Origin of the sequence: Algoriphagus sp. NBT04N3, from assembly GCF_019443765.1 — a bacterium.
Taxonomy (GTDB): Bacteria; Bacteroidota; Bacteroidia; order Cytophagales; family Cyclobacteriaceae; genus Algoriphagus; species Algoriphagus ornithinivorans.
Window position 1 is genome coordinate 2,389,619 of record NZ_CP048415.1, and the last position, 20,007, is coordinate 2,409,625.

Consider the following 20,007-nt stretch of genomic DNA (forward strand, 5'->3'; position numbering starts at 1 on the left):
TAATAAATTAAAATCCATAAATATTTTAATCCAGAACTTAAATTAACTTTAATTATATCCTCTTTTCAAGCCACTCCAAAATCATCTCCAAAACCTTCTCCCTATCCAGATCATTGAGCAATTCATGATAAGCTCCTTCCAATATTTCAATGGTCTTATCTTTTGAAGGAGATTTTTCAAAAAGCAATTTGGAGCCTTCTGGATTTGTTAAGCGGTCGGCAGTGCCATGCATGACCAAAAAAGGGAAGTTAAATTTTTCAGCATTGCCCTGGATAAACCGCATCATTTGAAGTAGTTCGTAACCTGTCCGAACAGGGATTTTTCCCTGAAATACCAATGGGTCCTTTTTATATTTTTCCACTTCCTCAGGAATTCTGGATATCCCACTTATATCCAAAGCTAGTGCAGGAAGTTTGGGTAAAATTTTATTTAAAATCCCAGAAATAGCGATCAGGATGGCAAAAGTTCCCTCGGCTTCTTTGATTGCTGGGGCTGAAAGGATTATTCCCTGGGTTTCCGGTTGAAATTTAAGCGCATAAGCAACTGCCAATCCCCCACCCATACTGTGCCCAAAAATAAAGGAAGGCACTCCAGGCACATAGGCTTTCACTTTTCCATACAAGGCATGAATATCTTCCAGATAAGTTTCGTAGGAATCAAAATAAGCAGTTGGCTTATCCCGCGAAGACTGCCCATGCCCCCTTCCATCAAATGTAAAAACAGAGACACCTAAATTTACCAAGCCCTCAACCAAGCTTTGATATCTGGCGCTATGCTCTCCCAAACCATGGATCAAAAGTAAGGAAGCTATAGGAGCTCCCGACATCCAGGCTTGTAAATAGAGTTTTACTCCATCAGGAGCAGTATAAGATGTTTCAAGATGCTGCATATACCAAAGGATATTAGGACTTAGGAATAAAAGGTAATTAAATTACCTTTGAAAACAACGAAAGATAAAATTAAATACCTTTAAAAACTTGATTTAAACAGGATTAAGGGCATTTTTATAATTAAACTAAATAGAGTTTTGATCCTGAAAAACGACCGATAAACAGGTAATTTACCCAAAGATCACAAAGCTGAAACTAAACTAAACCCTCATCCCGAATCTCGTGTATGTGAATGGGTAATGTCAAAGAAAAATCCTACTGCTCATACGGAGAGTAAGGCTTTTCTCTTAGTTTAGTTGATCCCGACATTACTTTAGAAAGCCCTGTGGTGGGGCTTTCTTTTTTTTGTTTTAAAGCCAAATTAAAAGTCCATATCTTCTTATTTTTCAATTGTTTATGTTTTTATTTTTTTGTAAATTTTATTACACAAACCCAAAAAGCTATGGAAACTTCAGGCAAAATTCAGCATTGGGCTGACACACATCATCCCAGCTGGTTAGACTTCATTAGAATCGCTCTTGGACTTTTTATTCTTTATAAAGGAATTTTATTTATCTCTAATACCGGAGCTTTGTTAGAGATTATGAAAAATAGTGAACTACAGTTTTTTAATCTTGCTTTGGCTCATTATGTAGCTTTTGCACATTTGGTTGGCGGCTTATTGATCGCGCTTGGTTTGGTAACTCGATTTGCGATTATTTTTCAGTTACCCATTCTCTTTGTAGCTGTGTTTTTCGTCAACATAGAGCAGGGATTTCTCTCTGTTTCCAACAACTTGGAATTTGAACTTTCCCTAATTGTATTGATTCTGCTTTTTGTTTTTCTCTTTTACGGATCAGGAAGAGTATCTCTAGACTATTGGATGAAAAAGCATCCGAATTGGTAAAAAATTTCTTTTACTATTTATCAAGAAAAGAAGGCAGTCAGAACGACTGCCTTTTTTGATTTTTTGTCTTTTATAGAAAAACTGTATTAAAGCCAATTGTCGAAGTGATCCTGACTTTGTCAGGACGACCTCTCTGACCAGAATCAAGACATGCTAATCATCGACTTTTCATTGAACTTTCAGTACCGGGGTGACAGGATTTGGACAAAAACTCATAACTCAATGATATTCAATTGATTAATAGGGCTTTCAAAATTTCAGCTCACCTAATAACTCATCAACTTATTATTCCATTTAACCTTTTGATTTTCAAAAAAATTTAATAATGAAATTTTAAATTTGAAGGAATACTATAAATTGTATTTTTTCAAGTATTTTAATTTTCATTTTTTCAATACTAGCTTTTTTCTCCTTGGTAAACACGGCAAAAACATAATTAATTTTAATTGTAGAAATATCACCACTGTCAAAAATAATTAGTTTTCTACTTCAAAATTTTAAGGACCTAGTTTCAAGCGATAAATACAACACTACTAGTTTAAGGAAAGGAAGCCTAGGCTTCCTTTCCTTAGGCTGAATAATTAAATTAGTGTTGACATGCAAAAATTCAATCAGCTCAGCCTGGAGCAAAAATATCAAATCGAGGTTTTAAACAAAGAGGGATTCAATCAGACTGCGATAGCTCGTCGGGTAGGCGTACACAAAAGTACCATCAGCAGGGAACTGAAAAGAAACACCGGAAAACGGGGACGTAGTGCAGGAAATTACTCAGCTCGTATAGCAATGAACCGGGCTCAAGAACGCCATAAATACAAACCCAAACACCGACGGTTTACCGAGGCAATGAAGGAGCAGAGCAGAATCTGGCTGGAAGATGAAAAACTGAGTCCGGAACTGATTGCCGCCAGGTAGAGAGTCAATGGCCAACCGGTAGTGTCCCATGAGACCCTCTACCAATGGATCTGGCTGGTAAAAAAATTAACCATAGGCAGTTCAGGAAGGATAGAGGATTATACAAACACCTCAGACACGGCAAAAGAAACCGTAAAAGAGGGAATTACAGGGATTCCAGAGGACTGATAAAAGAGAGAGTCTCTATTGAAAAAAGGCCTTCCGTTGTGGAGCTGAGACAGCGGATCGGTGATATTGAAGTTGATCTGATGATGGGTAAAAACCATCAATCCGCACTTCTGGTACTGGTAGACAGGGTTACTCTGATCACCACGTTGGAAAAGTTAGAGGGTAAGAACGCCGATGTCATTGAACAAAAAATAACCAGAAGAATCGAACGAATTGGCTCCTCATTTTTTAAGTCAATCACGTTCGATAATGACAAAGCCTTCACCAACCATCGAATCAGGGATAAATTCAAATTAATAAACAAAGTATTTAGGAATTCAACCTTTGTGACTGCTTAGAATAGTATGGATTAAATCTTGAAAAGCAATATAAACAGAGGATTAGATTATTAAAAAGTTATTAAACTTTATGGGGCTATTTTGAAATTCTAAGAACATTTTCCATTAGTCAAAGTCAAGATCATTAGTAAGGGTCTCAAAAAAACAGGATCGTTGAAAGGACGTTAAAGTCAATAATAAGGTTATTACGAAATATTTCTTTACTTTTTCAGCAGAAACAAGCCTATCTTTCCCTACTTAGATATTAACTTCTTGTATATTTTTTTGGCTTTTCACTTCCCCTCAAGCTGAAACAAATAACTTTCAGATCAGTTCTCATCCTGCAAATAAAACAAAGGTAATGTGGTAATGCACAAAGTCTTATCATTCATTTTTTTATTAAGAGAAATTAAAATTGCATTGAGTAAGGTCTGTTTCTTTGAAGGCAATCTAAAGTTAAAGAATATCCACCTCTGCTTTAATTCACTTGATAATCAAACAAGTAAGAGTTTATACCACTTGTTACTACAAGTTCATACTCTCCTGATTTTAAAGCCAAAACTATTTTCATGGAATCCTGATCCACTTCTACAATATCCAAGGGGAATGGAAATGAAGATACCTTCGCCTTTTTTATTGGCCAAAATCATCTGAGTAGATCCTGTTAACCTATCAGGAATAAAGATCTCAACTTCTTTATACTGACTATCATAAATCCATCCTGGCCTTGCCTGAATAAAAGTTGATTTAGGGTGAAAAATTACCAGACCTGTATAAGCCCCTCCCCTCTTATACCTCCAGAAGAATTCCATCATTATACATAAGAATAAAGGATTCTGAAGTTTCCAAATCAATTTCAGGTAATAATAAATTTTCTGAAATTTTGCGTTTTCCAAATTAACGCAAGCTCCTGCTGTGTATTTGTAGAGAAAAATCCGACCTTACTTGAGCAAGGCCGGATTCAGTCCAAAAACACCTCTCGGTAAGAGGTTTCATCAAAACGAAAACAAATTCATCAAATTGTTTTGGACCTGGATTTTGTTGGCTTCACTTCCTTTTGACCCGTTAAACCTTTCTGTTTTTCTGACATCTTTTGTCCACTAGGAATCTCTTTCCCGCTTAGGTCTTTTTTTTATTTTCAAGTTGATTTTCAGTCAAGGTTTCTCGGCCTTTAATGGTTTGATTTAACTCTTCTACTTTGGTGTTAGGAATCTAGATGGAGTCAAAAAGCCTTAAATACTATTCCCCCTCTTCATAATCCACTGATACTCTAAAATCGCTTCAAAGGAGGGGCATTCTTTGATTCGTTCCCAAGGTTCTATGATTCCATTGCCGTTTTTGTCAGGCGAAAAGTCCCGATGTCCTAAAATCTTGATGGTTGAGATGTCCTGAAACTGCCTGGCCCATTCTAAGGATTGAAAAATACAGGTTAGAATACCCGCTTGCTGTTGCTCTGTCCGTGTATCCATAGCCAAATGGACATTTTCAGGATGCACTCCACCCACATAACAAATATGAATGGCGTGCTGATTATAACCCCTCACTCCATTACTGACTTGGTCTAATGGTAGCAATTGATGAATTAAGCCATCCACTTCAATCAAAAAATGATAGCCCGGAACTTTCCATTTTAGTGTCTCTTTCCAAAATCTTTCGATTCCTTCTCTGCCTGCATATCCCGCAGAACAATGAATTACAAGGTGTTTGATATATCGGGTTTTTGAGATCATGTGATTTTGTATTTGTATGATTGAGTAATTGAGTAACTGATTAATTGAGTAATTGAATGGTCTGCTTTTTCGTCTCTCGTCTCTCGCTTCTCCCTTCTCGCTTCTCCCTTCTCGCTTCTAGTCTCTCGCATCTCGTCTCTAGTCTCTAGCATCTCGCATCTCGTCTCTCGCTTCTCAACCCTCTCATCTGTTGTTTCAAAAAAAGCCGGGCAGGAAACCCGCCCAGCTTGATGATCAATAAGTCAAGGATGCATCCTCTTCTTCCAGCTGATTTTCATCCACTGTCAGTTGAGTGATGGTCACCAGGATAGTTCCTGCCGTTACAGCATGCCCTGCCCATAGCAGCAAAGCCGCCGGAACAGAACCTGGAGCTGTCAAAACCGCCGTACCTACAGCAGCTACTACCAACCCAATTCTTTTCAGTTTTTTAAAGAAGGGAGGTGTGGGGGCCAAAGCCCTTTGTTTGATTTCTGAAAATATTCCCATGTGATTATTATTTGTATTGTTTAATTATCTGTGCTTAAGAAAGTCGAGCTTTCCGCATCAGCTGCTTTTTGAGCAAAAGCAACACCTCGGAGATTCTGTCAATCTCAGCTCTCAGGCTCTCTTGCCTAGCTTTGATTTCCAGAAAATCCTCTTGCAGTTTTCTAAAGTCCTGAAACAGAAACTTGAGAAAATAAGCGATCACCGATAAGAGGATAGAAATGATCGCCCCAGTCAGGGTTAGGAGTAAGAAGGTATCTGACATGCCTGATAGGAATAGGGAATAGCCTTGGATTCTATCTGCAACTGGAGGATCTCTCCTCTTCCCCAATATTCTCCCAGCTCATCCATTAATTTTTGAAAGGCCAGTTTGGTGAACAATGGAGTGCCATCTGCTCGGTAACAACTTACCGGACAGAGTTCGGAATTCCCTGGCAACTGATCAGCCGCCTTGGATAAAATCAAGCCCTTATCCCCTACCCGAATTTGCCAGCCGCTTGCTTCACTGTGAATGGGTTCCAGTTCATAGATCCCTTCCTCCATGCAGGAAAACTTGGATCCAAAGCAATTCTTAGGCGCTTCCCTAATAAAGCATAGCTGTCGCTGACCCAGGAAAAGCCTCCCCAGGCTTCCCCGGGGAGTATACCTTCGCTTCAGCAGCAGTCTCATCAGGAAGCCTTGCTCAGAGAGATGATTTTTGCTGCATTATGGGCTCCGTTGTTGATCGCATATTCCACCCCGTTGACAATCTGAATAAACTCCACACTGATCAGGTAGGCGAAATGGGATCCGTCCAACTGGCTCTTATCTACACTCAGAGTCTGAGCCAAAGCGGGATCCAAAACGGATTGAACCGGACTGCTATCCCCGGAAAGAGTTCTGGAGTTCAGATCAAAATCCACTCCTACCCCAGTTGCCGAAATCTTGTAATGCGTCGCTCCATTCGGAACAGCAATCATATCTCTCGGCACAAAGGCAGGCAGCTGAACTTCCCAGCTGGTACCAGTTTCATTGAATTGCAGCTCAAAGAAAAGCGTACTACTTAGAGAAGAGCCTGCATTCAGTTCCAGGTCCTTCAACAGATCCCAGTCTCCATCCTTGACTCTTCGGTCTCCGCGGACATTGAACTGGTCGGACTTAAGAACTCTCATCAAGGACTGGGTCAGTCTCTGATTGAGACGCTTGTCCCCTATTTGAGAAATCACCGGCCTCAATGCATCCCGCATCAATTTGGAAGACTTGGCATTGTCGGCAAACTCCCGCATATTCTCCCGGGTTCTTGCAAACCTGGGATCATTCAGAATCCTGGATTTGCTGACGCCTCCTTTTTCGCGGGCCAAATAGCCGTCTTTGGTTTTATAGAAGGAAAGCCTCCCGACTCTTCCTTCCAGCGTAATTACTCCTGTTTGTTTTGCCATAGTAAAATGGGTTTTAGGTTAAACATGAGGCTAAGATCAGAGAAGGAATTCCGGCTTTCAATCGAATGTGCGGTTGGTGCGGATAATGCGAAATGAGCTGAAAAAGCTATTTTTTTCCTAAAATTCAGAATATTCCAAAACAGACTGAATTGGAAAACTCTCTGGATTTTCGGTTTTTCTTACAGAATGCGAAATAATGATAAAACTGCCCCTGGAGAGGACCCGTCCATGGGAATTCAACTTCCTGAAGTCCGGTTTTTCTGGAAGCCCCTTCCAAAATGGACCATTTCCTTTTCTCTACCGGGTCATAGGCTAGGTAAAACAATTGGTCTCCTTCTTTGGCCAATCCCTCAAATTGATTTGGCTGCCAATGGATACTGAGTTTATTGTCTGCAATCCAATTTAGGCTAAGTCCTTTCGGCTCCGTAAGGTCACCTGTACTTATCATTATCTTTTCTGGTTTTAAGACTGGGATTCCTTCTTCGGGAAAAACAGCTCTTTTAAGCCCCAGCGAAACAGCCTTGGCAAAGCGTTTGGACTTATCACCATCCTGGAAGAAAAACCCAAACTCCAGTTCAGTCCGAATGGGTCTTAAAAATGAATTAATTTTAGCAAAGGCCTCGCGATTGTATAATTGTTTGGGAGAAGGATCAACCCCTATTTTTTCAGGTCTTTTTCTAACGCAGATTTTACCGTTTCTTTTATAAAATACCACATTTCCGAGTTTACCGGAAATCGTCCCATAAGGAAATTCTATAGATTTTGCCATAAGATAGATGTTTGATAAAGGCAGGATAGTGCATATGTGCTTTGAGTTAAATCCCTGTTATCGTCCACTCAAAATCGGCTTGGAGTAATCAGTAAGTCGATGATGAACCAATCTTGAGTCGAAGATGAGCCGAAGAAAGTATGGAGTATCCTCCTTTAGGTTGTATTAATCAGTTATTTTTAAAATGAGTAATTGTGGAATTGAGTAATCGAGTATTTGAGTAATTGAAAGTGGGATGGTTCGAGGTTCAAGTTTCAGTTTTTACCTTTTGCTGAAAGGCATGCTCCTTGATAAGGCTTGGCGTATTGTTGGTCATGATAAACCGCCAACCATCAATTTTTATCAGCCAATATATTTTTCAACTTCTTCTAATGGGATTCCGGAGAATTCTGAAAACTCATCTAAAGTGACATACTGATGGGATTTCTTCCTGTAAAACTTTCGGATTTTGCTCAATAAAGAATGACCATAGCGTTCACTTCTGCCTGTGATCAGTTGCACATCTTTGGGATATATGACACATCTTTTCTTAAACATAATTCCTCCTTTCAAAAGCGAATTGTCCCATTCAGTCCCTTACTGTAGCGCATATTTTCGAAAGACCAAGCTTGGCAGCCTCCAAGGAGTAACCAGACTTTTTCTACCCAAAGACCTTCAACAGCGGATTCTTTTTGAAGTAGCAATCCTTCTTCTTTGATTCGCTTTCCCAAACGCTCCAATTCCCGAAATACCATATTCCTTACAGATTCAGAATCCTGGAATTGTTCCCGAATCAGGAGTTCATTGATAGGGTCATTTTGTTTCCTTTCCTTTTCCAAAGAGGCCAAATCATTGGAAAGACAGATAAATCTGGCTACATCCTGCTCTATTCTAGCTTTTCTGCAGGATGCGGGAACTTCCTCCTCGGATAGCACCATCAAGGCGAGAAAAACTCCTGAACTATGAGGTCGCATCAACTGATAGTCTCTGATTTCAGGAAATACACCTCCGATTTTTATGGCCAATTCCCATTCCAAACCCTCCAGGTAATCAAACCAATGGTTTTCAAAATTCTCCACCCAGGAAGTGTTATAATGGAATCCAATAAGCTTTTTGAGTTGTAAGGTTTCTTTGATCAAAGTCTCAAATACCCCGTTCTTAAGAGGGTTCGGTTTACGCTTCAAACCTGAAACCAAGCCAGCTGCCTCCTTCAGTGACACTTGATCCATGTAATCATCAATCAAAAAAAGACATAAGAAAAACCGGGTGAGCAATTCCAGTTTTTCAGGATCCAACTCGGGATATAAGTAAGAAGCAAACCAGTTGATCTTGTATAATCTATACTGCTCAACAAAAGCCGGACTATCAAAAAGTTGCTGAGACCAAGCCCATTTTAAAGTAGAGTGATCCAATTCTCTAACTGAAATACTCAGGGCAGCAGGAAAGCTGATCAAACTGTTATTCATGATCCCCCTCCTTTCCGACTATTCAGCACTCTGCTGACTGTTCTCAGGCTGCATTGAAACAAACTGGCCCAATCCCAATTTTTAAGATAAAACTCTATACCTGGATGGGATTGTATGAAGGCAGGATACCCATCTTTAAAATCCATTCTCAGAATGGCATTCTGCCGATCCAGCCTTTGCTGAATTCTGTGATTAATCAAAATACCCAATTGAGCAAATTCGGGGAATTCGCTGACCACTTTAATTTCAGCTTCCTTGGGGAATTCAAAAAACAGAATATCCGTCAATGCCCTGATTTCAACCAAGGATTTTTCCTCAGATAGATAGGAATGCATATCAAAGACCGTATCCGTGGGGCTTAAGACATAGCGGAGATGTATCTCTTCTTTTTGAGGATAATAAATTCCGACATATCCCTCGCAGATATATCGGCTGAGCGTTTCCACTGAACCGGAAGGTTTCAAAACCTCGCCTCTTTTTCTTCTTTTCAAATCCAGAAAAAGGGAGATAGACCGATACAGGTCTTCTGAAACAGGAAGAATACTATCGTAGTCCTGCTTCATCTGTTTAATGTATGTTTCCACAGCATTAAGGGGTTAAAAAAGTGAGACAATAAAAGTGTTAATCAGGCTGTACATACCCGATTCCTTGCAGTTTATTTCGGTGTATGACTAAAGTTTATGCTGAAAAATAAAGTTTGAAAACTAAAAAATCCTAATGGTTTTGGTTTAGGCGGATATTTTTTTGTTAAAAACACGCCAAATGGCGCGTTTTTAACATACTTTTTTTCGAAATGCGCCAAATGACTTGGTTTTCAACCAGTTCTAAATTGTAAGTTTGATTGACTTGACTTTTACTGTCATAAATACTTACAGCATGAAAAAAGTTGATTTGAATTTTGGACCGGTCAGGTTGGGAATCCTGATTGTCTTGGTTATTGTATGGACCTATACCGGACTTGAGAAGTTACTCAATTTGGAAAGCACCAGAAAGGCCATGCTCAATCAACCAATGCCCAATGAACTGGAGGAGGTTTTGGTGTGGGTGGTACCATCGATCGAATTAATCTTGGCAGGGATGTTGGTACTTGTATCAAGCCGATGGTGGGGATTATTGGCGAGTGCTTTGGTGCTCTCGGTATTTACTACCTATGTTGGCTTGATTTGGGTGGGAGCTTTTCCCAGGGTACCCTGTAGTTGTGCCGGATTTCTAGAATCCATGGGTTGGCTTGAGCACCTAATTTTTAATTCCTTTTGATTCTAATCTCGGTGATTGGTTTGCGGATGGAGGGACTCGAACCCTTAGAAGAATGAGTATTTGTGTAATTGGGTAATTGGGTAATCAAGGAACTAGTTATTGGTTATTAGTTACTTCGTTTACGGCGAAATATTTATCCCGTAGGGATTTTAGCTCGGTAGAAAAAAGATTTAAAATATTCTCTCCATGCCGTAGGTATGGAAGAAGGTAGAAATACGCCTGTAAGAAGATAAGTTTAATTTCCAGAGATTGAAATCTCTGCCCGCCCACCGTGGTGGGGCTAGGAGACCAATCGTCGCTAAGCGACTTAACTTAACTTAAAGCTCGATGGTACTCAAAGCCTGAAAGGCTTTAACTTTTCAATAGCCCCGCCACGGCGGACAGGCAGGGGTTTTAACCCCTGGAAATAAAGTCACCAACCATCCCCAGCGCTGGCGCAATCGCTACATTTGAAAACGATGACTCAATGCCAGCAAGATGGAACCAAAAACCTTTATCAACCATCCATAGGATTTATTGAATTGGCGGGTCAATATAAATTATGTCCATACCCCAAATCATGGCAAACTCCTAAAGATTTCTTCGGATTACAAATCCTACGATAAGACCTCGGAATTGCTCCCGACTCCTGTCGTGGATCCAAGGAGCTTAGAAATACGCCTGCGGCGAAATATTTAAAAGATAATTTTCAAGATATAAGGAAGAAATGCCTTCGGCAAGATAGGCCTCTGATCGTATTCGTATCAAAAGCTCCAAAGGAGCGTAATTTATTAGCCCTGGGTGCAGCCCAGGGTATAAATAGGAACGGTAACCAACCCAGCGCTGGCGCAATCGCTACATTTGAAAACGATGACTCAATGCCAGCAAGATGGAACCAAAAACCTTTATCAACCATCCAGAGGATTTAATGAGTTGGCGGGTCAATAAAAATTATGTTCATACTTCAATTTATGGCAAACTCCTAAAGATTTCTTCGGATTACAAATCCTACGATAAGACCTCGGAATTGCTCCCGACTCCTGTCATGGATCCGAGGAGCAAAGGGCTTTGTCTGGATACAATATCACCATGCCAGCAAAAACCTGTCCGCCGTGGCGGAAGAAGACGAAATCCAAATTGGGTGTTTTTTAAAAACCTTCCCAACCCAATAAGCCTCCAAGGGATTGGAAACCCTTGGAGGGTTTTCCAAGACTCAAACTCAATTTTTTTGTTAAAAACCCGCCAAATGGCTCATTTTGAATGAATTATTTCTCCCATTACGCCAAATGGCTACCCTGATTTTCAGCATTCATTTTTAAGTTTCTTTTCCAATTACCAAAACCTTCGAGGTTTGGAAAACCTCAAAGGTTAAAGGAAAAAGAGGGCCAGCTGTGGAGGCTGGCCCGGCAGCCTGAAAACCTGCAAGTAAGGCTGCAAAAAATGAGGTAAAAGAATTTAAAAAAAGGAGGCTCATTTCTCTTGACAGTCAGGGCTAAGAGACTGATTGGTGTCCGGTGAACCTCCTCCAGGGAGATGCCGAAAACCCTTGTTAGAGTAGGCAAACAACCAAAACGGTTTGTCCCTTTTTGATGCGTTAAAAAAGGGTCCAATACAATGAATAAACTAGCAAAACTGCTTCCCGCACTGGCTTTGGTGCTGGGGGCAACTTTAGCCATGGCGATGAATTTCGCCAATCCACAGCCCATGCAGGTCTTTGCTGAAGATCCTGAGAATCCAGGGCAGTTTATCGATGTCACCAGCTTAGAGCCTGGTGTCGATTATATTTGTGACCAAACCGGGGATTGTCTATATGATGCTCCCAATGGAAATGTGGTACAACAAGGTACTTTCATCGATTTAAGATGAGAGGACGGGGAGGCCAGGCCTCCCCAATTGCTTTGAGATTTTTACGGATGGAGCTTGCTCCTATTTTTTTAAATGAAGGATTCACCTCAAGCAATTCCTGTCATCCCAGAATTAATTAATCTCTTCTGTCTGTTTGAGGTATTGGATTTAAGGCCAACTCATTTTCTGGGATAGGAAGTACATATTTCTTGGAAAGCGGATTCAAAATCACTGTTTCACCGTTGATTTCACGGGTTAAAACACGTTGAAATTCCGGCTCGGCATTTAACCTCCTGAGATCTATCCAGTTCAGCCCCCGATATACCAAACTCTTTCTTTTTTCTTCTACTATCCACTTTAGAATTTCCATCGAATTATTTTCATCCTTGGGCTCGTACTGATCGGCTAAATATCTTGTCTCCAGGAATTGGTTCATTAGGCCTAATGCCTCTCCAGTTTGGTTTCTTCTTGCAAGGCATTCTGCTTTAATAAGTTGGATCTCATCCAGTGCCAGCCCCCCGAACCGGGAAAAATTTCCGGAATATTGTCCTTTAAAGGTGTATCCTCCGTTGGGTCTAAGCTGGGTATATAAGGTTTTTCTCAAATCCCCCTCTCGGTATTTTTCCATCAATTCAGGGTTGACCCAAACCTGAATGTTAGATACCCCGGAAAATCCCGCTGAGATCAATACCGTATGGAATATCACCTCATCATTGTATTTCTCAAAAGGATAGGCTGCATTAGGATTGAGATTGGCATAGGAAATCAAGCTAACTTCTTGACGATTGATTACCCAATCAGCTGCCTCCTCCGCCATTTCATAATTTCCAATGGTCAGGTAAATCCTTGCCAGAAGGGCTTTTACCGCCAATTGGGAAGGCCTTGTTTTAATCGGATCAAGAAGTGGCAAAGAAATGAAAGCTTGATCCAAATCGTGTAGTACTTGGGAATAATAGCTCTGAAGTGAAACTCGTGGGGATCGCTCCAATATTTCAGAATTCAATCGAAGAGGAATGCCGGGTTCTTGATCATTAAGTCCTTGGAAATAGGCGGGGGAAAATAGTTGTGCTAGCATAAAATGCGCATGTGCCCGGTGAAATAGGGCTTCTGCTCTCATTTTAGTCAGCTCTTGGGTTTCCGGTAGTTTTTCAATTTGATCCAAGACCACATTGGCAATAAAAATGACCCGATAAATCCTTGACCAATCTGCAGCTCCTGTAGTCGGCCAGATTTCTTCCCTCCATAAATAGGCATTTTGTTCTTCCTCAGTTCTTAAAGAGGCCCAACCCCCATCTGTGATCACCAGATCGTCAGAAGAAAGCAGTCCAAATCCCGGTACCAAATTAAGCTCGCTATCATTGTCCAGCAAAGCCCGGATATCCGCTTCTGTAGTAGGGATCAGAATGCCCTTATTGGGTCGTTCCTCCAAAAATCCTGAACAAGCCATAAGCAGTGGGATTGCAATTAACCAAATTTTATTTTTGACAGAGTTTTTCATAACAAAGTTTTTAAATGTTTTTCGCTGGGTAATGGCTTAAAATGTTCCCCGAAGGCCCAAGGAAAAGGAGCGCATGGGATTGAGGTTCCTAAATTCGGGATCCAAAGGATCATCGGATGCTTTCCAAAGGATACCTAGGTTGTTGATATAGGAATAGATTTCCAGATTGGAGAGCATGCGCTTTTTTCCACCCGGAAAATCAGCAAAGCGATAGGTCACATTGATATCCTGGAATCGGATATGGTCCCCTTTTTCCACCAAAACCTCGGAAAACCGGTATAGATTATCTCTATTCAGGTTGGGGTTGCCGGGAATAGATGGAACGTTTGTTATCTGTTCATCTCCAGGATTTTGCCAACGAAGAGCATAATCAGCATGTCCGGGATTTCCACGAAGTAGGGAATTGTAAAGCACAGAATTTCTCCTGTAGTAATAGCCCAGTTTATAGGAGATATTGAAAGAGAGTGACAAGCCTTTCCAGGCAAAGGTATTTCTCAATGCCCCAAAAACTGTAGGCCGGGCAGAACCATGAAATACTAAATCATTGATTCCGGATTCCCGGATTATAGCCGTAAAATCCTCGGATGGACTGCCGTCTAAAAATCCCTGTGGGTTTCCGTTATCCGGATTAAGCCCCGCCCAAGGGTAGCTAAACATCGCGTATAAGGGATAACCCTCTACCGGATAGACCCTTCCAAAACCGACCCCGCCATTGGATAGCACACTTGAAATAGGCTCTTCCAAAAGATACCGGGTAACTGTTTCCCGATTGGTACTGAAAAGTAGCTGGGAAGACCAGGTCAAGCTTCGTTGTACATTGACAGAATTCAAAATAATATCCCAGCCAGTACCCCTAGTATTGGCTGAATTTCCCCGAAATGATTCCAAACCACTGGACGGGGGAAGCTGTGTGTCTGCAATTAAATCCACCCCATTTTTGATGTAGTATTCTACAGAACCAGAAAGTCTTGCATTTTTGCTTTCAAAGTCCAATCCAAGATTTACAATTTCTATTCTTTCCCAACTTAAGTCGGGATATGGTGGATTGAGTATCCGTGCATAAGGAAGCCCCGGATTAAACCCGAAGAAAGAACTGGTCAAAAACAAGGCTGTAGTCTCACCAGTTAATGTTTTGTCAATATTCCCGTTGTACCCATAGGATGATCTGATTTTTAAGAAAGGAAGCTGGTCCCACTTGAAGAAATCCATTTCGCTGATCGTCCAGCCCAGGCCCAGGGAATAGAGAGGAACTCCGCGTTGATTGGCCCTTACCCCAAAAAGGTTTGACTGATCCTTTCTGAAACTGGCAGTCAAATCAACTTTATTGTCGAATGTATATCCGGCATTTCCATAATAGGAAAGAAAACGGTCTGTCAGATCTCCCAATCCAGAACCAAAGGGAATCACCTGTGAAAGGGATGGATTATAGAAAAAAGGATAGGGATTAAGGTAATCCACCGGAATCGTGCTGGCTAATTGGGGACTGTATCCGTAATACCTGGTCGAATAGGAATTCAACTGATAGTCCTTTGCTTCGAATCCCCCTAGAACATTGAGTTGGTGATTACCGGTCTTCAGGGAATATCGGATCAAACTTCGAAACTGATGGCTTTCCCCTTCATTGGAGTTTCGGTTTAAAATTGCACCTAAAGGAACCGGGTAAACCAAGGAACCGTCTTCCCGGATTTGGGTATAGGTATTGATGAGATTTCTGGAAAAATAGCTCTCCGGGCTGTTGAAGTTCTCGCCAAGCTGATTATTTGCCCAATATTGGTAGCTGAGCTCCACACTCAGGCTTTTTAGGGGCTGAAAAATCAGTGCACTGGTCCAGCGAAATTCATTGGAAGTCGTGGAATTGACTGACTCTCCGATATCTTTTAAAGGGAAATATTCCCAATTTAACAATCCCTGTTGCGCTGCTTCCTGAACAAAGCGCTGCCTGAAGTTTCTGACTACGGGGAGGGGATTCCCCTGCGCATCTGCCAATCGAGCATAGGGATAAGTTTCGGTCAATCCCGTAAAAATCAACCCATTCAGCCCTTGATTACGGGTTGTCGCTTTATTTCTGATCAAAGCAATCTGATTGGAAAAGGTCAACCGCTCTTTCCAAAATTTAAATTCTTGGTTTCCCTTAAAAGTGATTCTATGCCTGTCGTTCCCCTGAATGTTTTCCCGGCTTTGGTCGTAGCCCAGGGAAATCCCGTAGCGTTGTCTTTGGTCCCCTCCGGATACTTGCAAAGCATACTGTTGGTCCAGCTGAGGCTGATAGATATAACGATTGATATCCTGCCTCAGATCCTGAGCACGAAGAAACGCCAATTGGCGATCTGCTTCCTCCTGTGTGATTTCTCCGTTTTTCAGGGCATGAAACAACTCAACCCCCGGAGTAATGGCATCCTGATTTCGGGAATTGAGAGCGCTGTTGTAAAAATTTCGGGAATAGAGCAGCTCTTCTACTTCCAGAAAGTCCGCCGGACTCATGTTTTGGGCATAGAAGGCATCCGGCTTTTCGAAAAGCCGGGTATTGGCATTGAATGAAACCTTTAGCGGCTGATTATATCGCCCATTTTTGGTGGTTATGACGATTACTCCATTCCCCGCACGAGCTCCCCAGATGGAGGCCGCAGCGGCATCCCGAAGCACGGTCACCTGCTCCACATCATTTGGATTGATATTTTCCAAGGGTCCATCATAAGGAAAATTGTCCACTACGATCAAGGGCTGAGAATTGGCAAAAAAGGTACTCTTGCCCCTGATGGAAATTCTGTCCTCCACTCCTGCTCTGGGATTGATCAATAGGCCTGAAGTCACATTTTCAAGGCGGGAAAGGATATCCGGGCTTACACTACGGTTTAATAATTCTTCATCGACTGAAACAAAGGAGCCCGTCACCCGCTCCTTGGGCAATTCTTGATAGCCGGTAGCGACTACCTCCACCCCCTGAAGCTCCATATCACTAGGTACAAGGACAATCCGGATTTCTTCTTTAAGTGGAATAGATAAGTCGACGGTTTGCGTTCCAAAACCGATAAAACTAACGGTCAACTGGTAGTTACCTTCGGAAAGGGTAAGGGAAAATTGCCCATTTTCATCGGTAATTTCCAGGTTTTGCGCTCCTTCCACTCGAACTGTAGCCCCAGGGAGGGGTTCCATGGTGGATTGGTCGAGGACGGTTCCCCGAATTATTTCCTGTGCGAATGCCGGTCCTTGCAGGATCAAAAATGCTCCGACCAGCCAAGTAAATAGAAACTTTTTCATAAGATGGATTGGGGTTTGGATGGGGAATTATTGAGATGTTTTTTCAACAGTGGAATCAGCTCTTCAGCCAAAAAAGGAACTTGGGAGGCCTGAATGATTCTCCCCTTTCCATCCAGTAAAATCCGGTTGGGAAAAGAACTTATTCCGTATTGGAGGAGGAAGGGGTGTTTTCGGTTGAGAGATCCGGTATAGAGATTGGTAAACTCTTCCTGGGTGTATTTGCCTGATTCCAGACTGGATAACCAAAGCGCCTCGGTAAAATCTGCCGAAACAGTGATTACCTGAATTCGGGAATCCATTCCAAATTCTTCCTTGACAGCGGTGAGTGTATTTTCATTAAAAGCCAAACAGGCCTTGCATCCGGTAATCCAAAATTCAAGCAGAATCAGATCCCCTTCTGCGATTTCCTCCAGGGTTTTGATGGTGCCGTTTTTGTCAAAAAACTCAAAACCGGAGACCTTTTTACCTGTCCCCTTTAATTCGAGTAGGACTTCCAGCCAGTCTTTGTATGCTGAGTCCTCCAGCATTCCAAGCTGTTCGCTCAGGTATTGGGTGGCATTGGGGATTTGTTCGTAACTCTGGTAAAATAATCGGACGAGTAATTTGCTGTTCCAATAGGGATCCTCAATCGGATCATGGAGATACCTACTTTGTTGGGCGACACCTGCTTTGATTCTGGATTGCACCTCCAATAGATCCATCATTTCGGCCGAATGGGGGCTCATGGGCTTCTCCAAGACAGGCTGTAATTTTTGGAGCTGATTCTGGGCCAATCGAACTACCGCTGCCTGGAATTCCGTGCTGTCTTTTTCACGATTGGCATACAATAGATGGCTGTTGATGCTGAGTAGGTGTTTTTTCCATTCCCGGAGTTCCACCTCCATTTTAAAGAAATCCAAAAGCCCTATTGGGAGCTGATCCTTATAGGAGTCAATGAGTTTCCAGGATTGGGCTATCAATTCATCGGATTGATACAAATTTCGGCTGGCCAATTCATCCAGAACTTGCCGGTTTCGTGCCTGAAACGTCAATAAGGGACCCGCAGTGGATTGAGCCTCCCGGTATTGGGCGGCGTAGGTAGAGTCGGCCAAGACCAGATCGGGATTTTCGGTCCAAAGTATCGGTGGAGTCCTTACCTGAAATTCTTCCTCCAGCCTGTTTAATTCCTGTTGCAGTCGAAATTTCAGTGCAGAAGGACCTGCAAAAACCAGGGAATTGGATTCCAGGTTAAGAAAAACCTGGACGGTATCTCCGGGATCTATTCGGAAGCGGTGGATAAAAGGAACCGATTCACCCAAGGATAAAGAGATCCATTGGGGCTGATTGTCCGTGGATAAATTGTACTGAAAAGAGCGGGATTTGGGATAGGCTCCTTCCATCAAGTTGCCCAGTTTCAGAGGGAGAAAAAGGAGGTTGGCACCGGGCGCTTTTGGAGAATCAAAAAAGTACTCCGGATAAATCTGGAGTCGAATTTGATCCCTGCTACCATACTCGGTGAGCCTCCCCCAGATGACTGCATCAGGCGAGGAAGTATCCTTTTGCCCATCTATTTGTAAGGGTAGCGGTCCTCCGTCCAGTTCCAGAGAGGATGCACCTGGCAAGAAATCAAATGGAAGGAAATTGGGTTCTGGGCTTAGCGCCCTGGCTTTTTTCGGGGATGCTTTTTGATTCTGATGAGCTGAAAAAACCCTGAGCGGGGCGGGCTGGAGGATCACTCCCTCCTCCCCTGCACCCGAATCAGGGTCGCGTTCAACTAAACCAACTATATCTGGTTGGGTAAATTCGGAGCGGGAATCCCCGCCCCGATAGGGCACAGACCTATGAGGAAAATCTGCACCGGGTGAATCGGCAACTTTATCCGATGCCACTAGGTACCTCCCGACAAGGCATAGCATCCCGATAGCTATCGGGACCAGGAAGCATGTGTATAGATTTTTTTTCATGCTCAAAAGAGTTGGAAGACCGAAGACCGGAGACGGAAGCACGGAGACGGAAGGGAAAATCAGAAATTAGAATTCTGAAAGCTGAAATGCCTAAACAGCAAGTTGATGGTAACCAACAAATTCTTTATAGGATATAGCTCTCCCATTCCAACTCCCATATGTCTTTAGGACTGGTCGGTCTTGATTAGAAATTGATTAAATGTGATAAGCGAAAATCCTCTGCAGCGGAAGGCTTATCTTTCAGTCGACGGTCGGCAGTCGACAGTCGACAGTATCGTCACTCCCCGATTCGTGTGGATAGGCCCGCCGGAGAATACAAAGTCCTTTTGGGCGCAATCAGGGAGAAAAAATAGGATTAAATAGGCTGTTTGGGTTTACGGGGAAAGAGCCGATCCAATGGGCTGATTCCCTGAATGAATAATTTCATGAACCAAGAAACAAAAGGCTGAGACAAAGATCTCTTCCGAAAATTCCTTCCCGGGAAATAAGTCAATCCAGAAAAAATCAAGGTCTGTTCCATGATACTTGGGTTATAACTATGTCCAAGTTGAGACCATGCCAAAAAAGGAGGCGTGGAACTCAACCTACCGATACCAGGTACCTAGGATAGACCTCGAACACGGATAAGAAGAGCCCACGCCAATGGCGTGAGCAATCCACTTACTATCCCGTGTTCTTCGAAATTTCCTAGGTTTCGGTATCGAGACGTCAAGTGCGATGCTCATATGGATATTACTCCAAGTAAAGAATCACGAATAAACAAAAAACTGTTATAACACAGAAATTTGCTTAGCAATAACTAAGCGTAAAAGTACAAGAGATTTTGGTATTTGCAAGAACTGATGGCAAAAAAATCAAAATTCGAATTAGCTGTTATTCAAAAAGTTAAAGAATTCCGAGAATATCGGGAACTTGGACAAAGGGATATAGCAGCTATACTTGGAGTAACAGAAGGATTTATTGGTCAAATAGAGAGTCCAAATAGCGCAAGTAAATATAACCTCAATCATCTCAATACACTGGCAAAAGAACTCCAATGTTCTCCGAAGGATTTTATACCTGAGAACCCCCTATAGTATTTATTTAATACGCCGAAATATTTTTTTTCAAAATTTAAACCCTGGAGGATTAATTAATGGTCAATAAATCTTAGCGTACGAAAAAGTCTAGAGTAGAGGTGTGTGATTAGTGAGGAGGGGAAGAGGGTTG

20 protein-coding genes are annotated in these 20,007 nt (G+C 42.1%); 6 read left to right on the forward strand and 14 right to left on the reverse strand.

What is annotated here, in order from left to right; all coding sequences use genetic code 11:
- Positions 1 to 52: 52 nt before the first annotated feature.
- A complete protein-coding gene (locus GYM62_RS10345) occupies positions 53 to 889 on the reverse strand; it encodes an alpha/beta hydrolase (RefSeq protein ID WP_219959359.1) in 837 nt (278 codons plus the stop codon).
- Between the two features lie 443 nt (positions 890 to 1,332).
- Between GYM62_RS10345 and GYM62_RS10350 the strand changes: the two genes are divergently transcribed.
- From GYM62_RS10350 to GYM62_RS10360, 3 genes are all read left to right on the forward strand, one after another.
- On the forward strand, positions 1,333 to 1,776 hold the full coding sequence (locus GYM62_RS10350) for a DoxX family protein (RefSeq protein WP_144605312.1): 444 nt from the start codon (positions 1,333 to 1,335) through the stop codon (positions 1,774 to 1,776).
- A gap of 597 nt (positions 1,777 to 2,373) precedes the next feature.
- Entirely contained in the window at positions 2,374 to 2,688 is a 315-nt protein-coding gene (locus tag GYM62_RS10355; protein WP_219959360.1) for a helix-turn-helix domain-containing protein, read from the forward strand.
- A 44-nt stretch (positions 2,689 to 2,732) separates the two neighbouring features.
- On the forward strand, positions 2,733 to 3,194 hold the full coding sequence (locus GYM62_RS10360) for an IS30 family transposase (RefSeq protein ID WP_219959361.1): 462 nt from the start codon (positions 2,733 to 2,735) through the stop codon (positions 3,192 to 3,194).
- Positions 3,195 to 3,706: 512 nt separating this feature from the next.
- On the opposite strand, the gene GYM62_RS10365 is transcribed toward GYM62_RS10360, so the two are convergent.
- The 10 genes from GYM62_RS10365 to GYM62_RS10410 form a co-directional block, all read right to left on the reverse strand.
- Positions 3,707 to 3,988 (reverse strand): hypothetical protein, encoded by a 282-nt coding sequence (locus tag GYM62_RS10365; protein WP_219959362.1) that lies wholly within the window; start codon positions 3,986 to 3,988, stop codon positions 3,707 to 3,709.
- A 417-nt stretch (positions 3,989 to 4,405) separates the two neighbouring features.
- On the reverse strand, positions 4,406 to 4,903 hold the full coding sequence (locus tag GYM62_RS10370) for an N-acetylmuramoyl-L-alanine amidase (RefSeq protein ID WP_219959363.1): 498 nt from the start codon (positions 4,901 to 4,903) through the stop codon (positions 4,406 to 4,408).
- Between the two features lie 234 nt (positions 4,904 to 5,137).
- On the reverse strand, positions 5,138 to 5,389 hold the full coding sequence (locus tag GYM62_RS10375) for a hypothetical protein (RefSeq protein WP_219957382.1): 252 nt from the start codon (positions 5,387 to 5,389) through the stop codon (positions 5,138 to 5,140).
- A gap of 34 nt (positions 5,390 to 5,423) precedes the next feature.
- Complete coding sequence (locus GYM62_RS10380) at positions 5,424 to 5,651, reverse strand: hypothetical protein (RefSeq protein ID WP_219957383.1); 228 nt, start codon at positions 5,649 to 5,651, stop codon at positions 5,424 to 5,426.
- Positions 5,627 to 5,929, reverse strand: coding sequence for a hypothetical protein (locus GYM62_RS10385; protein ID WP_219959364.1), 303 nt, complete (start codon positions 5,927 to 5,929; stop codon positions 5,627 to 5,629). The genes GYM62_RS10380 and GYM62_RS10385 overlap by 25 nt, the downstream gene beginning before the upstream one ends.
- Positions 5,930 to 6,054: 125 nt before the next feature.
- Positions 6,055 to 6,804 (reverse strand): hypothetical protein, encoded by a 750-nt coding sequence (locus GYM62_RS10390; RefSeq protein WP_219959365.1) that lies wholly within the window; start codon positions 6,802 to 6,804, stop codon positions 6,055 to 6,057.
- A 124-nt stretch (positions 6,805 to 6,928) separates the two neighbouring features.
- Entirely contained in the window at positions 6,929 to 7,573 is a 645-nt protein-coding gene (locus GYM62_RS10395) for a DUF6266 family protein (RefSeq protein ID WP_219959366.1), read from the reverse strand.
- Between the two features lie 342 nt (positions 7,574 to 7,915).
- The gene (locus tag GYM62_RS10400; protein WP_219959367.1) at positions 7,916 to 8,110 is read right to left on the reverse strand and encodes a hypothetical protein; all 195 of its coding nucleotides are present in this window, start codon (positions 8,108 to 8,110) and stop codon (positions 7,916 to 7,918) included.
- Positions 8,111 to 8,121: 11 nt separating this feature from the next.
- A complete protein-coding gene (locus GYM62_RS10405) occupies positions 8,122 to 9,018 on the reverse strand; it encodes a hypothetical protein (RefSeq protein ID WP_219959368.1) in 897 nt (298 codons plus the stop codon).
- Complete coding sequence (locus GYM62_RS10410) at positions 9,015 to 9,602, reverse strand: Crp/Fnr family transcriptional regulator (RefSeq protein ID WP_219959369.1); 588 nt, start codon at positions 9,600 to 9,602, stop codon at positions 9,015 to 9,017. The genes GYM62_RS10405 and GYM62_RS10410 overlap by 4 nt, the downstream gene beginning before the upstream one ends.
- A 292-nt stretch (positions 9,603 to 9,894) precedes the next feature.
- Here GYM62_RS10410 and GYM62_RS10415 point away from each other — a divergent pair, with 292 nt between their 5' ends.
- Positions 9,895 to 10,275 carry a MauE/DoxX family redox-associated membrane protein gene (locus tag GYM62_RS10415; RefSeq protein WP_219956356.1) on the forward strand — a complete coding sequence of 127 codons (381 nt, stop codon included), beginning with the start codon at positions 9,895 to 9,897 and terminating at the stop codon, positions 10,273 to 10,275.
- Positions 10,276 to 11,868: 1,593 nt separating this feature from the next.
- Positions 11,869 to 12,120 carry a hypothetical protein gene (locus GYM62_RS10420; RefSeq protein ID WP_219956357.1) on the forward strand — a complete coding sequence of 84 codons (252 nt, stop codon included), beginning with the start codon at positions 11,869 to 11,871 and terminating at the stop codon, positions 12,118 to 12,120.
- A gap of 115 nt (positions 12,121 to 12,235) precedes the next feature.
- On the opposite strand, the gene GYM62_RS10425 is transcribed toward GYM62_RS10420, so the two are convergent.
- The 3 genes from GYM62_RS10425 to GYM62_RS10435 are packed head-to-tail and all read right to left on the reverse strand — an operon-like array spanning position 12,236 to position 18,798.
- A complete protein-coding gene (locus GYM62_RS10425; RefSeq protein WP_219956358.1) occupies positions 12,236 to 13,597 on the reverse strand; it encodes a RagB/SusD family nutrient uptake outer membrane protein in 1,362 nt (453 codons plus the stop codon).
- A gap of 36 nt (positions 13,598 to 13,633) precedes the next feature.
- Complete coding sequence (locus GYM62_RS10430) at positions 13,634 to 16,855, reverse strand: SusC/RagA family TonB-linked outer membrane protein (RefSeq protein WP_219956359.1); 3,222 nt, start codon at positions 16,853 to 16,855, stop codon at positions 13,634 to 13,636.
- A complete protein-coding gene (locus GYM62_RS10435; RefSeq protein WP_219956360.1) occupies positions 16,852 to 18,798 on the reverse strand; it encodes a thioredoxin family protein in 1,947 nt (648 codons plus the stop codon). Before GYM62_RS10435 ends, GYM62_RS10430 begins: the two co-directional genes overlap by 4 nt.
- Positions 18,799 to 19,640: 842 nt before the next feature.
- Between GYM62_RS10435 and GYM62_RS10440 the strand changes: the two genes are divergently transcribed.
- Positions 19,641 to 19,874: a helix-turn-helix domain-containing protein gene (locus GYM62_RS10440; RefSeq protein ID WP_219956361.1), complete on the forward strand. Its 234-nt coding sequence runs from the start codon at positions 19,641 to 19,643 to the stop codon at positions 19,872 to 19,874.
- Positions 19,875 to 20,007: the final 133 nt, after the last annotated feature.

Excerpts from the sequence above, each read along its gene's own strand:
- GYM62_RS10345 (WP_219959359.1), bottom strand. The coding sequence starts at position 889 with ATGCAGCATCTTGAAACATCTTATACTGCTCCTGATGGAGTAAAACTC.
- GYM62_RS10350 (WP_144605312.1), top strand. The coding sequence starts at position 1,333 with ATGGAAACTTCAGGCAAAATTCAGCATTGGGCTGACACACATCATCCC.
- GYM62_RS10355 (WP_219959360.1), top strand. The coding sequence starts at position 2,374 with ATGCAAAAATTCAATCAGCTCAGCCTGGAGCAAAAATATCAAATCGAG.
- GYM62_RS10360 (WP_219959361.1), top strand. The coding sequence starts at position 2,733 with ATGGATCTGGCTGGTAAAAAAATTAACCATAGGCAGTTCAGGAAGGAT.
- GYM62_RS10365 (WP_219959362.1), bottom strand. The coding sequence starts at position 3,988 with ATGATGGAATTCTTCTGGAGGTATAAGAGGGGAGGGGCTTATACAGGT.
- GYM62_RS10370 (WP_219959363.1), bottom strand. The coding sequence starts at position 4,903 with ATGATCTCAAAAACCCGATATATCAAACACCTTGTAATTCATTGTTCT.
- GYM62_RS10375 (WP_219957382.1), bottom strand. The coding sequence starts at position 5,389 with ATGGGAATATTTTCAGAAATCAAACAAAGGGCTTTGGCCCCCACACCT.
- GYM62_RS10380 (WP_219957383.1), bottom strand. The coding sequence starts at position 5,651 with ATGTCAGATACCTTCTTACTCCTAACCCTGACTGGGGCGATCATTTCT.
- GYM62_RS10385 (WP_219959364.1), bottom strand. The coding sequence starts at position 5,929 with ATGGAGGAAGGGATCTATGAACTGGAACCCATTCACAGTGAAGCAAGC.
- GYM62_RS10390 (WP_219959365.1), bottom strand. The coding sequence starts at position 6,804 with ATGGCAAAACAAACAGGAGTAATTACGCTGGAAGGAAGAGTCGGGAGG.
- GYM62_RS10395 (WP_219959366.1), bottom strand. The coding sequence starts at position 7,573 with ATGGCAAAATCTATAGAATTTCCTTATGGGACGATTTCCGGTAAACTC.
- GYM62_RS10400 (WP_219959367.1), bottom strand. The coding sequence starts at position 8,110 with ATGTTTAAGAAAAGATGTGTCATATATCCCAAAGATGTGCAACTGATC.
- GYM62_RS10405 (WP_219959368.1), bottom strand. The coding sequence starts at position 9,018 with ATGAATAACAGTTTGATCAGCTTTCCTGCTGCCCTGAGTATTTCAGTT.
- GYM62_RS10415 (WP_219956356.1), top strand. The coding sequence starts at position 9,895 with ATGAAAAAAGTTGATTTGAATTTTGGACCGGTCAGGTTGGGAATCCTG.
- GYM62_RS10420 (WP_219956357.1), top strand. The coding sequence starts at position 11,869 with ATGAATAAACTAGCAAAACTGCTTCCCGCACTGGCTTTGGTGCTGGGG.
- GYM62_RS10425 (WP_219956358.1), bottom strand. The coding sequence starts at position 13,597 with ATGAAAAACTCTGTCAAAAATAAAATTTGGTTAATTGCAATCCCACTG.
- GYM62_RS10430 (WP_219956359.1), bottom strand. The coding sequence starts at position 16,855 with ATGAAAAAGTTTCTATTTACTTGGCTGGTCGGAGCATTTTTGATCCTG.
- GYM62_RS10435 (WP_219956360.1), bottom strand. The coding sequence starts at position 18,798 with ATGAAAAAAAATCTATACACATGCTTCCTGGTCCCGATAGCTATCGGG.
- GYM62_RS10440 (WP_219956361.1), top strand. The coding sequence starts at position 19,641 with ATGGCAAAAAAATCAAAATTCGAATTAGCTGTTATTCAAAAAGTTAAA.